13 protein-coding genes and 1 riboswitch are annotated in these 10,963 nt (G+C 70.4%); of the genes, 4 read left to right on the plus strand and 9 right to left on the minus strand.

Annotated elements, in window-relative coordinates:
• The first annotated feature begins 12 nt into the window (after positions 1-12).
• Positions 13-423 (plus strand): response regulator, encoded by a 411-nt coding sequence (locus tag EG812_RS30340; RefSeq protein WP_126713132.1) that lies wholly within the window; start codon positions 13-15, stop codon positions 421-423.
• On the opposite strand, the gene EG812_RS26245 is transcribed toward EG812_RS30340, so the two are convergent.
• The 5 genes from EG812_RS26245 to EG812_RS26265 form a co-directional block, all read right to left on the minus strand.
• Complete coding sequence (locus EG812_RS26245; protein WP_126713133.1) at positions 420-1,271, minus strand: TauD/TfdA dioxygenase family protein; 852 nt, start codon at positions 1,269-1,271, stop codon at positions 420-422. The two genes, EG812_RS30340 and EG812_RS26245, sit on opposite strands and share 4 nt — an antisense overlap.
• Positions 1,268-2,038 (minus strand): ABC transporter ATP-binding protein, encoded by a 771-nt coding sequence (locus tag EG812_RS26250; protein WP_126713134.1) that lies wholly within the window; start codon positions 2,036-2,038, stop codon positions 1,268-1,270. The genes EG812_RS26245 and EG812_RS26250 overlap by 4 nt, the downstream gene beginning before the upstream one ends.
• Positions 2,025-3,047, minus strand: a complete 1,023-nt coding sequence (locus EG812_RS26255) for a taurine ABC transporter substrate-binding protein (RefSeq protein WP_126713135.1) — start codon at positions 3,045-3,047, stop codon at positions 2,025-2,027. The genes EG812_RS26250 and EG812_RS26255 overlap by 14 nt, the downstream gene beginning before the upstream one ends.
• Positions 3,048-3,057: 10 nt before the next feature.
• Positions 3,058-3,924 (minus strand): ABC transporter permease, encoded by an 867-nt coding sequence (locus EG812_RS26260; RefSeq protein WP_126713136.1) that lies wholly within the window; start codon positions 3,922-3,924, stop codon positions 3,058-3,060.
• Positions 3,925-4,277: 353 nt separating this feature from the next.
• Complete coding sequence (locus EG812_RS26265) at positions 4,278-4,577, minus strand: hypothetical protein (protein WP_126713137.1); 300 nt, start codon at positions 4,575-4,577, stop codon at positions 4,278-4,280.
• Between the two features lie 379 nt (positions 4,578-4,956).
• Positions 4,957-5,077: riboswitch (SAM riboswitch) on the plus strand.
• A 48-nt stretch (positions 5,078-5,125) separates the two neighbouring features.
• Between EG812_RS26265 and EG812_RS26270 the strand changes: the two genes are divergently transcribed.
• Positions 5,126-6,361: an aminotransferase class V-fold PLP-dependent enzyme gene (locus EG812_RS26270; protein ID WP_233579646.1), complete on the plus strand. Its 1,236-nt coding sequence runs from the start codon at positions 5,126-5,128 to the stop codon at positions 6,359-6,361.
• Positions 6,362-6,540: 179 nt separating this feature from the next.
• Here EG812_RS26270 and EG812_RS26275 read toward each other — a convergent pair whose 3' ends face one another.
• Positions 6,541-7,134 carry a TetR/AcrR family transcriptional regulator gene (locus EG812_RS26275; protein ID WP_126713139.1) on the minus strand — a complete coding sequence of 198 codons (594 nt, stop codon included), beginning with the start codon at positions 7,132-7,134 and terminating at the stop codon, positions 6,541-6,543.
• Between the two features lie 90 nt (positions 7,135-7,224).
• On the opposite strand from EG812_RS26275, the gene EG812_RS26280 reads away from it, so the two are divergent.
• Positions 7,225-8,133 (plus strand): zinc-binding dehydrogenase, encoded by a 909-nt coding sequence (locus EG812_RS26280; RefSeq protein WP_126713140.1) that lies wholly within the window; start codon positions 7,225-7,227, stop codon positions 8,131-8,133.
• On the opposite strand, the gene EG812_RS26285 is transcribed toward EG812_RS26280, so the two are convergent.
• Positions 8,032-8,928, minus strand: a complete 897-nt coding sequence (locus EG812_RS26285) for a thioesterase II family protein (protein WP_013733040.1) — start codon at positions 8,926-8,928, stop codon at positions 8,032-8,034. The genes EG812_RS26280 and EG812_RS26285 overlap by 102 nt on opposite strands.
• 124 nt (positions 8,929-9,052) lie before the next feature.
• Here EG812_RS26285 and ssuE point away from each other — a divergent pair, with 124 nt between their 5' ends.
• Positions 9,053-9,631, plus strand: coding sequence for an NADPH-dependent FMN reductase (gene ssuE / locus EG812_RS26290; protein WP_126713141.1), 579 nt, complete (start codon positions 9,053-9,055; stop codon positions 9,629-9,631).
• On the opposite strand, the gene EG812_RS26295 is transcribed toward ssuE, so the two are convergent.
• Both EG812_RS26295 and EG812_RS26300 read right to left on the minus strand, forming a co-directional pair.
• Positions 9,632-9,874: a ferredoxin gene (locus EG812_RS26295; protein ID WP_126713142.1), complete on the minus strand. Its 243-nt coding sequence runs from the start codon at positions 9,872-9,874 to the stop codon at positions 9,632-9,634. It abuts the gene before it with no gap.
• Positions 9,846-10,940, minus strand: a complete 1,095-nt coding sequence (locus tag EG812_RS26300) for a cytochrome P450 (protein WP_233579643.1) — start codon at positions 10,938-10,940, stop codon at positions 9,846-9,848. Before EG812_RS26300 ends, EG812_RS26295 begins: the two co-directional genes overlap by 29 nt.
• Positions 10,941-10,963 lie beyond the last annotated feature (23 nt).

Genomic DNA, 10,963 nt, shown 5'->3' on the forward strand with positions numbered 1-10,963 from the left:
GCCGCCGACGGCGTGGAGGCGGTCGCCGTGGTCCGCCGTAACGAGCCCGACGTGGTGCTCATGGACATCCGCATGCCCGTGATGGACGGCATCGAGGCGACTCGCCGAATGGTCGACGGCATGGCGAGGCCACCGCGGATCATCATTCTCACGACCTTCAACGTCGACCGGTACGTCTACGCCGCGCTCGCACCGCATCGGGTGGCCGCGCTCGTGCTCGAGGAGCGCCCACCGCCGGTGCTGCTCGGCCTTGCCATGCCGAGCAGCGTCCCGGAGACCGCGCCATACTACGACCGGGAGGTGCGGCCGGCCGTGCTTTCGGAGCTGAATGCCCCCGACCCCGCCTGGTGGGAGGCGCTCGCCACGACGAACCACCGGCACATCGTCAACGATCAACCACTACCGGATCGGCAGTGCACCTAGTCCTTCGGTCCGCGGGGGACGTCGCCGCGCAGGGTGATGCGGTGCATGACCCGTCGAGCGGATCCGTAGTCCCGGTTGGCGTAGTGGGCGGTACTGCGGTTGTCCCAGAGCGCCACGTCCCCGGGGCGCCATCGGTGCCGCACGATGTGCTCCGGCTTGGTGAGGTGGGCGTAGAGCAGGTCCAGGATGGCCCGGCTCTCGAAGTCCGATACGCCGACGATGTGCGAGGTGAAACCCGGATTCACGAAGATCCCTCGACGGCCGGTCTCGGGATGGACCCGGACCACCGGGTGTTCGACCGGATCCAGTCGGGACACCTGTTGGCCCTCCCACACGTTGCCTCCGCGTTGGGCCAGGTAGTAGCCGAACTCGCGAGCGCCGTCGTGAATGGCGGTGAGTTGATCGACAAGCCGACGTACCGGTTCGCTGAGCGAGTCGTACGCCAGTTGCGCGTCGGCCCAGTTGGTGTCGCCTCCGGTGGGCGGGAGGATGACGGCGCGCAGGATCGAGCCGAGTGGTGGTCGCTTCATGAAGGTGACGTCGGTATGCCAGACGTCGGCGAAACCGTTGTCCGTGCTGTCGAGGGCGTAGATCTCGGGGTGTGCGTCATCGACGCCGCCGACCACGGGGTGGGATGCTGTCAGTTCTCCGATTCTGCGTCCCAGACGCACCTGGCCATCGTCGTCGAGGCGCTGATCGCGCAGGAAGAGCACCTTGCGGTCGACCAGCGCGGCGCGCAGCGCCGTGACCTCCTCGTCGCTGGCGATGGCCAGGTCCAGACCGTGGACCAGAGCGCCAAAGTGTGGTCCCAGCGGTTCGAGGTCGAGCGGGGTGTGAACCGTGGTCATGCGGATGCTCCTTCGCTTCGGACGGCGTGTCCGATCTCGGCGCGCAGGGCGGCGTAGTCGGGCAGGCCTCGCAGGTCGTCCGGGGTGATGCCGGTGCGAGGTAGGTGGATGGGCAGGTCCAGGACGATCCGGCCGGGGCGAGGGCTGAGCACCACGACCCGGCTGCCGAGAAAGACTGCCTCGTCCACACTGTGGGTGACGAAGATCGAGGTGCGCCCGGGCGCGGTGCTGACCGAGCGAAGGTCTTCCTGGAGGCGCTCGCGGGTGAGCGCGTCGAGCGCCGCGAACGGTTCGTCGAGGAGCAGCAGTGGGCGGTCGGCGGCGAGGGCCCGGGCGATGGCGACTCGCTGCTGCTGGCCGCCGGAGATCTGCCAGGTGCGGCGCTTTGCCACGTCGTGCAGCCCGACCCGGTTGAGGAGCGCGTCGACGCCATCGGTGGGCTGCCCGGCGTACCGCAGTGCCAACTCGATGTTGCCGCCGACGGTTTTCCACGGGAAGAGCCGGGGCTGCTGAAAAACCAGGCCGGCGCTGCGCCCTGGGATCGGTGGTACGCCGCCGGTCAGGACCGTGCCGGTGGTGGGCTGCTCGAAGCCGGCGATCAGCCGCAGCAGTGTGCTCTTGCCGCACCCGGACGCGCCGACCAGGACGAGGAACTCGCCCGGCGGCACTGTCAGGTCGATGGGACCGAGGGCGACGACTTCGCCGTATCTGTGCTCGACGTCGGTGACGGTGATCGCCGCGGTGTGGCCGGATTCAGCCGAGGGCATCGGGCAGTCCTACGGTATAGATCGCTGCCTGTACGGTCGCCAGGTCTGGCACAGCGTCGATCTTCTGCTGGTCCTTGAGGAACTGTGCGGCGCTGACGAGATTGTCAGCGAGTTTGCCCTTGGCCGCGGAGGTGCCCAGCCATTCGGGGCTGGCCAGGTCCTCGGGCTTGAGAAAGACGCCCTGCGAGAGTTGCCGCTGCGCTTCCTCCGGGCTGAGGTTGAGTTCGGCGCCGACCGACTTCGCTGCCGCGGCGGGGTCGTCGTGGATCAGGTTCAGGGCCTGGGACTGGGCCTTGCGCCAGGCGTCGACTGCGGCAGGGTGCGCCTCAACGAAGTCCGTGGCGACGACGCCGAGGTCCAGTGTGGGCTTGCCGGCGGTGGCGAGTTCGCGACTGGTGATCAGCACCGTACCGGTCTTGCGGAGTTCATCCAGTGATGGCAACCAGGAGTAGGCCGCGTCCAGGTCGCCCCGGGTCCAGGCGGCCTGGATGTCCTGGGGCTCCAGGTCGACGATGGTGAGCTCTGATTCCTTGACGCCGGCCCGATCCAGGGCGGCCAGCAGGCTGTAGTGGGCGGTGGAGGCGAAGGGGGTCCCCACCTTCTTGCCGCGCAGGCCGGTGATGTCGGTGACGCCGGCGCCGTTGCGGGCCACCAACGCCTCGTTGTCGCCGGCCACGTCGAGGACGAAGGCGACCTGATACGGAATGTTCAGCGGCGCGGAGAGACCGCGCGCCACCGGACTCGACCCGATCGCCGCGATGTCGACGCTGCCGGCGACGAAGGCGGTGTTGATGCTCGCGCCGGAGTCGAACTTGGTCCAGGTGATCTGGTAGTCGGGTAGCGCATCCTCAAGCAGTCTCTGGTTCTTCACGATGAGGTCGCCGCTGGGGAAGGCCTGGTAGGCGATCCGGATGGTCTTGCGGCCCGGATCGCCGCCGCTGGCGGCACCGTCGCCGCAGGCACTCAACAGCAGGGACACGGCTGCCAGCAGACCGAGTGTCTTGCGCATCTGTTGTCTCCTAGATCTGGCCCCGCCACGGGATGAGCCGGTTTTCGGCGGTCCGTAGCAGGGCGTCGATGATGAGGCCGGACAGGCCAATGGCGAAGAGGCCGAGAATGACGACGTCGGTCTGGGAGTAGCGCTGGGCGTCGCGGACCATGCCACCGATGCCGGGTACGCCGTTGATCGTCTCGGCGGCGACCACCGAGGAGTACGCGACCCCCACCGCGATCCGGATGCCGGTGAATATCTCCGGTAATGCGTGGGGGAGCACCACGTCGCGGATCACGTGAACACGACCGGCGCCCAGCGCCCGCGCGGCCTCGACCAGACCGGTCGGTGCGGAGTGGACGGCTGCGGCGGTCGCGACCGCCACGGGCGGCAACGCGGCGATGGAGAGCAACCAGAGCTTGGGCGTCTCGTCGATGCCGAACCAGATGATGAAGAGGCTGAAGTAGGCAAGCGGCGGAAGGGCGCGGACGAAGGTGACGACCGGTTCGATCACTACCCGGAACCCGCTGACAGTTCCCATCACGACACCGAGGAGCACCCCACCGGCGATGCCGATGATGGAGCCGATCAGGATGCGCCGCAGGCTGACGCCGAGGTGTTCGATGAGCAGATGCCCGCTGTAGCCGCGGATGCCGTCGTGGGTGGTCGACGTCTGGACCAGTTGGTGCCACACCGCGCCGGGTGAGGGGATGAAGGTCGGATTGCCGGTGGTCCGGGCGGCGACTTCCCAGAGCCCGTAGAGCACGACGAGGGCGAGGAGCCGAAGCAGGATCCGACGGCGGCGCCCGCCACGGGGTGCCAGAGCCCTCCGGGCGGCCGTCGATGCACCGATCGAGGTTTCCGCGGTGGGTGACGCGGAGACTGTGGTGGTCACCCACTTTTCCTATAGTGAAAGTAGGTAATGGGCAAGTGGAGATCACAGGGCGGGACGGCCGGCTACGTACCCACGCTGTTTCGTAGTCATGGAGCACGTCGGCCTTTGGCTGTCCCGCCCAGCTGTTGTCGATGCCGAGGAGCGTGTCAGGGCGGGTGGCGAAGACCCCCTGAGCGTGGTGGCCGCCCGGTCGGCGAGAGAGGCGCTCGTTCTCCGGCGCGTGTAGCCCGTGTGGGGACTCCTGGCCGCGCTCCTCCGACTCGAGCATCCGAGCGACGTCGTCCAGGGCGAAGCCGAGGCTGGTGAAGGCGGCTGATGTGCAGCGCGAGAATGAGATGACGGGCGATTATCGGTCAGGGAAATGCCGAAACCTGGTTGGTGAAGGTTGTGGCGACAACCAACGACCCGCCGGCCGTCGAGGTCGCGGCCGGCGTCACGATAGACGCAAGAACGTGCCACCTGTTCGGAAGCCCAGCGACCAGGATGCCGATCATCGCGCCAACGAACACGGGCACCAGAATGAAGATGACCAGATGTTCCGCCACGTCGACAACAAGGAATGCTGCCGCCGAAGAAGGGGCGTCCGGCTCGTCTCGGATGACGAAGTAGGACAGTGCGCCGAGCCGCCTGCGTTCCTGCCAGTGGCTTTCCATTGCTACCGCAAAGTGCGGCACACACCGTGCTGCGCAGGCATAACCTGGCACCGCGGGCCGCTCGACTGGCGTACGCGATCCTCGACGGCACGCTGGTCCCGATCGACCGGGGCGCCGAACGCCCGCTATCCACGATGAAACTGGCATTGTCGTCGTGACCGCCTGGACCGACACGGCGATAACAAGCATCCATGTGATGTCAGTGGGAACAAGGGACACTCGACTATGGTCACGTTCGATGTGCCCGCCAGGCAGATGTGCACGCCGGAGTGCTTATCACTGCCGTGCGGCGCGCGGCAGCTATCTGTACCTGCACCGGGTCGGATAGTGCGCGAAGCGTACTGGCGGCAAGGCCGGTCCGTATGGCAATATCGGCGGCGGTCATGAGTGTCAGCGTCAAGGCCCCGGCCTGCTGGCCGGCAACCCTCGTGCGTCCGCGGTGGGGTGCCTCCGGGTGAGGACCAGGCCGCCGGCGTCCGCCGGAGAGGCAAGCGCGGACCCGTGCGGGTCCACCGTCATGAAGGACCAGTGTGCCCACGATCGCTCCTGTGGTGCTCGGCGCGGATCTGCCTGTCCGTCTCTCCGACGGCACCACCGTCACGTACGCCAACCTCGACTACGCCGCTACCGCACCGTGCCTCGCTGCCGCCGCCGATGCGGTCAATGAACTCCTGCCCTCGTACGCCAGTGTGCATCGGGGTGCCGGCGCGGCGTCACGTCGCTGCACACTGGCGTACGAGCAGTCCCGCCAGACCGTGGCGGATTTCCTCGACATCCGGCCCGACGACCACGTGATCTTCACCCGGAACACCACCGACGCGATGAACCTGCTCGCCCGGGCACTGCCATCCCACACCACCGTGGTGACCTGGGCGGGCGAGCACCATGCGAACCTCTTGCCCTGGCCGCGGGTGCACTGCCTGCCGGTGCCCGCGGACCTGCCGGCGGTGGTGTCCGGGCTCACCCGCGCACTGGCTGACCTGCGCAGCGCCGGCCCCGTGCTGGTGGCGGTCACCGGCGCGTCCAACGTCACCGGAGAGGTCTGGCCGATAGCCGAACTCGCCGAGATCGCGCACCGGCACGGCGCGCGGATCGCCGTCGACGCCGCCCAGTTGGCCCCGCACCGTCCGGTCTCCATGACCGACGCCGGCATCGACTACCTGGCGCTGTCCGGGCACAAGCTGTACGCGCCGTTCGGCGCAGGAGTGTTGGCCGGCCGGGCCGACTGGCTCGACGCCGCCGCCCCGTATCTCGCCGGCGGCGGGGCCACCAGGCACGTCGGTGACGAGGCGGCCGAGGTGCAGTGGCATGTTGGTCCCGCTCGGCATGAGGCCGGCACACCGAATTTGCTGGGCGCGGTCGCGCTCGCCGCCGCCTGCGCCACGCTCGCCGCCTCGCCGGCCGTGCTGGCGCACGAACAGGATCTGCTGAAGCGGTTGCGCGACGGGCTCGCGGCCTTGCCCGGGGTGGCAGAGCTGCGGACGTTCGACGTCGGTCACGACCGGGTCGGCATCGTCAGCTTCGCCGTCGCCGAGCAGCGAGCAACGGAGGTCGCCCACCGGCTCGCCGCTGATCACGGTATCGGCGTGCGCGACGGGTTGTTCTGCGCCCACCCGCTCGCCCGGAAACTGCTGACCGACGCGGCCGAGCGGCTCGGCTGCCCGACCGACAGGTACGCGATCCGGGCCAGCATCGGCATCGGTACGACCGTCGCGCACGTCGACCGGCTTCTGCGCGGGTTGCGGGAGATCGTGACGTCGAGTCGGGCGGCAGCGCGTCGCTGAACCGGCGAGCCTTCTATCAGGGGGCGTGCCGGCTCCGATGACCTCGAAAGGGGGCAGTTGGTAGAGATCGCGGGCGTCGGCCCACAGGTTCGCAAAAACCGGTCAAGCCCCGTTCACTGATCTTGCCGAGCGGATTGTCGAGCAGGTCGGACCGGGCGGGCGTGGGCCACAACCACTCGTTACGGGCCCGGGCGGCATGATCGCTCGGGCCCGGGTGGCAGCAGGCACCGTGCGAGTGCCCTTACGGCTGCGCGGAGCCGGTCGACGCCGCCGTCGGCGATGGTTCGGCGGACCAGTTCGGCGTCGAATGCCCCGAGCAGGACGTGGGCGACGTATCCGGCGTCAAGGTCCGGGCGGAGTTGCCCGACGAGCTGGCGCAGGTGTTCGTGCCAGCGTCGGTAGGTGGGGTCGTCGTGCCGTCCGGCGGCGCAGGCCATTGCGTGGGCGGCGAGGAGGGTCGCGTTGGTCGCGGCGAGGTCGGCCAGTGCATCGAGGAAGGCCAGGAGCCGGTCCCCGGGCGGTGCTCCGGGCCCCAGCGGTGGTGGACCGTGGCTGATCTGCTCTCCGATTCGCGTCGCGCGTTCGGCGAGGAGTTCCCGGAACAGGCCGGACCGGCTGCCGAAGCGGCGGAAGACGGTGCCTTTGCCGACGCCCGCCCGGGCGGCGATCGAGTCGACGGAGATCGGCATAGCTTCGCGGTACGTCAATAGATCCTCGGTGGCGCGCAGGATCATCGCCCGGTTGCGGGCCGCGTCGGCGCGTTCAGTCGTCATGGCATTTCCCCAGAAAATTGGACGAGTCGGACTTACGGTAGCGGGGACAACCGGGCCGCTGGTCCGGATCGTGTTTCTGGAGGTCGTACCGTGCAAGCCCTGATCGCCGCCCCCGACACCGCCGAGGGACACCGCTTGGCCGAGGTGCCCGAGCCGGTCCCGGCACCCGGCCAGTTGCTCGTCGAGGTGAGACAGTCCTCGGTGAACTTCGGCGAGGCCCGCTTCCGTGCCGGGATGCCCGCCGGCACGGTGCTCGGTTACGACGCCGCGGGTTACGTCGTGCGAGCCGCCGAGGACGGCAGCGGTCCGGCCGTCGGCGACCGGGTGGTCGCCTTCGGTCCGGGAACGTGGGCCGAACGTGCCGTCTTCGACGTCGACAGCGTGGCGCGGATCCCCGACGGGCTCGATCTCGCCGCCACGGCGGCCCTGCCGATGGTGGGCCTCACCGCCCTGCGGACCCTGCGAGGCGCCGGCCCACTGCTGGGCCGTCGGGTGCTGGTCACCGGCGCGTCCGGAGGCGTCGGACGGCTGGCGGTCCAACTCGCCCGCCTCGGCGGAGCCACGGTGGTGGCGTCGGTCGGCTCGCCGGCGCGGGGGGAGGGGCTGCGCGACCTGGGCGCAGCCGAGGTGGTGGTCGGGCTGGACGACGTCCACGAGCCGGTCGACGTGGTGGTGGAGACAGTCGGTGGTGACCACCTCACCCGCGCGTGGTCGCTGCTCAAGCCGGGCGGGATCTGCCAGAGCATCGGCTGGGCGTCGGGTGCGGCGGCCGTCTTCGCGCCCAACTCGACCTTCGCATTGGGCGAACCCCGGCGTCTGCAGTCCTTCGGTGACACCTCCCGCCCCGGAGCCGACCTGGCTACCCTCCTGGCCTTCGTGGCCGCCGGGGACATCTCCCTACCGGTCGGCTGGCGGGACTCCTGGAAGCGCGTCGACGACGCGATCGAGGCGCTGCTCGGCCGCCGCGTGGCCGGCAAGGCGGTCCTCGACATCGACTGACGCCCCACCGTCGGGCCTGCCGCCCGGCAGCGAGGTCAGCTCGCCCAGGCAGGCCGCGATGTCCGCCCGGAGCCGATCGCCCGACCGGAGGTGGAACAGGTGACCGCCGGGCAGCACCCGCAGCCGGAACGACGACGAGGTGTACGCCGCCCACCCGACCGCGTCGGCGCGCCCCACCAGCGGATCGGAGTCGCCGACGTAGGCGCGCACCGGCACCGGCACCGGATCGGGCCCGGTCGGAGGCTGGGAGTGCAGGGCCGCGAGGTCGCCGCGCAGCAGCCGGACCGCCGTCCGCACCCACGCGGGATACCGGCGTACCACCTCGGACATGCCCCCGATGCGCACCAGCAGGTCGGCGACCTCGTCGTCGGACAGCGCCGACACCGCGAGCGGTGGCCCGCAGCGCGGGTCCGGGTAGCCGCCGACGAACAACGCCACCGGCGGTCGTCCCCGCTCGACCTGCCGTCGGGCCACCGCGGCGGCCAGGGCCGCACCCATGCTGTGTCCATAGAGAGCGTACGGACGTTCCAGTGACGGCTCGACAGCGTCCACGACGGCGTCGAGCAGACGGCCGAAATCGGTGATGGGCGCCTCCCGCACGCGGTTCTCCCGGCCGGGCAGCTGCACCGGGTAGACCGCGACCCGTGGCTGCAACGCCTCCGCCCAGCCGGCGAAGGTGGACGCTGCGGCGCCGGCGTGGTGGAAACAGAACAGCCGCACCCGGTCCGCCGGATCCGGCGTCCGGTCCAGGTAACCGGTCGATCGTTGCGTGCCCGCCCGCGCTGTCCGCCCCATGGGCGTCATCGTGGCTCACCCCGGTAAAGCGACACCAAGCACGCGGACGTACGTGGTTTCTCGGATGTGCGCTCACGCCGGCTGGGCGAGGATCGCAGGAACCGGCAATCACGAGAGGTCTGGCATGCCCACCGTGCTCTCCGTCTCCGGCAGCCCGTCGGCGACCTCGCGTACCGCTGGCCTGCTTCGTCACCTCGACCGGCAGTTGGTCGCCGACGGGCACGAGGTGATCCCGCTGGACGTGCGGACCCTGCCCGCGCACGTGCTGGTCGGCGCCGACCCACGCCACCCGGCGATCACCGGCGTGGCGGCGCTGATCGCGGAGGCCGACGGGCTGGTGATCGGCACACCGATCTACAAAGCCGCCTACTCCGGCCTGTTGAAGTGCCTGTTCGACCTGCTGCCGCAGTACGCCCTGGCGGGCAAGACGGTGCTGCCGCTGGCCACCGGTGGCAGCAGGGCCCATGTGCTGGCCATCGACTACGCGCTGCGTCCCGTCCTGACCGCGATGGGCGCGGGGCACGTCCTGCCCGGCTGGTTCACCCTCGACACCGACCTGGTCGTCGGCGACGACGGCACACTTGTCGTCGCGCCGGCTGCCGCCGACGCGCTCTGCGAGGTCGTCGACCGGTTCGCGGCGGCGCTGCACCGCGCGGTGACCAGCGCGCCCCCGGACGGCACGGGGCGGCCGGGAATGCGCTGATCAGTGGGGCGGATCGGCCGTGCCGGTCACGGTGATCGCCTGGGCCGGGCACAGCGCCGCCGCCTCGGTCACCACGGACCGCAGGGAGCCGGGGAGGCTGCCGCGCAACAGCCGGACGGTGCCCTCGTCGGACTGGCCGAAGACCGTCGGGTCGGTCCGCACGCACTGCCCGGCGCCGACGCACCGTGCCGCGTCGACGTTGACGTGGACCGGGTCACCAGGTGACCGGAAGGCGTTGGACACCCTGCACACCCCCCGCCTCCTTGCCGCCCAGCTCCTCGACGGGCACCGCGAGCGCCAGCGTCGGCAGCCGCGTGAACAGACGGGACAGGGCGATCTCCAACTCGGCGCGGGCCAGGTTCGCACCGATGCACTGGTGGGGGCCGTGCCCGAAGGTCACGTGCTGGCGACCGCCACGACGAGGGTCGAAGCGGTCCGGGTCGGGGAACGGGCCCGGGTCCCGGTTGGCCGCCGCGAGAGCGACCACCACCGCGTCGCCGGCGGCGATCCGGACGCCGGCCACCTCGGTGTCGCGGGTGGCGAAGCGGGCCACGCCGTCGGCCACGGCGGTGTGCCGCAGGATCTCCTCCACCACCGCGCCGACCCGCGTCGGGTCGGCGGCGACGGCGCCGGCGTCCTGCTCCAGCAGGAGAGCCACTCCGAGCGCCAACGTGCTGGCCGTGGTCTCGTGCCCCGCCACGAGCAGCAACAGTGCCAGGTCGACCAGGTCAGGGGTCGTGACCGTGCCGGTGGCCACCTGCTCGTCGACGAGCACGTCGAGCATGTCCTCGCCGCCTCTGCCCTTCGTTTCGATCAGACCGAGCAGATAGCGCTTCAGCTGGCCGAAGGCGTCCGCGCTCTCGGCGGCCGTCGAGGTGCCCGCCGCGATGCGCCGGGACTGGTGCTCGAAGAACTCGTGGTCGGCGTACGGGACGCCGAGCAGGCGGCAGATCACGACCGACGGCACCGGGAGCGTGAAGGTCGCAACGAGGTCCACTCCGGGCCCGCGCCGAACCACCTCGTCGAGGAGGGAGTCAACGATCTCGGTGATGGCCGGCCGGAGTGTGGCCACTCGCTTGGCGGTGAAACCGGAGATGAGCATGCGCCGCTGCGCCGTGTGCTCGGGCGGGTCCATCCCGATGAAGTTGCGGACCGCGCGGGCGGCCTCGAACCGCGCGGCGAGCGCCGGGAACGCGGGGTGCTGCCGGTCGGAGGAGAAGGTCGCGGCGTCCAGCAGCACCTGCCGTGCCGTCTCGTGGCCGGTGACCAGCCACGCCGGCCGACCGTCGTACAGCCGCACGCGGGTCACCGGCCGCTCGTAACCCCCTCCCG

Source organism: Verrucosispora sp. FIM060022 (genome assembly GCF_003977705.1).
GTDB lineage: Bacteria > Actinomycetota > Actinomycetes > Mycobacteriales > Micromonosporaceae > Micromonospora > Micromonospora gifhornensis.

What these genes read in the sequence shown, in the direction of transcription:
- EG812_RS26265 (WP_126713137.1), bottom strand. Translation starts at nt 4,577, where the DNA reads ATGGAAAGCCACTGGCAGGAACGCAGGCGGCTCGGCGCACTGTCCTAC.
- EG812_RS26245 (WP_126713133.1), bottom strand. Translation starts at nt 1,271, where the DNA reads ATGACCACGGTTCACACCCCGCTCGACCTCGAACCGCTGGGACCACAC.
- EG812_RS26285 (WP_013733040.1), bottom strand. Translation starts at nt 8,928, where the DNA reads ATGGGGCGGACAGCGCGGGCGGGCACGCAACGATCGACCGGTTACCTG.
- EG812_RS26275 (WP_126713139.1), bottom strand. Translation starts at nt 7,134, where the DNA reads ATGACGACTGAACGCGCCGACGCGGCCCGCAACCGGGCGATGATCCTG.
- EG812_RS26250 (WP_126713134.1), bottom strand. Translation starts at nt 2,038, where the DNA reads ATGCCCTCGGCTGAATCCGGCCACACCGCGGCGATCACCGTCACCGAC.
- ssuE (WP_126713141.1), top strand. Translation starts at nt 9,053, where the DNA reads ATGCCCACCGTGCTCTCCGTCTCCGGCAGCCCGTCGGCGACCTCGCGT.
- EG812_RS26255 (WP_126713135.1), bottom strand. Translation starts at nt 3,047, where the DNA reads ATGCGCAAGACACTCGGTCTGCTGGCAGCCGTGTCCCTGCTGTTGAGT.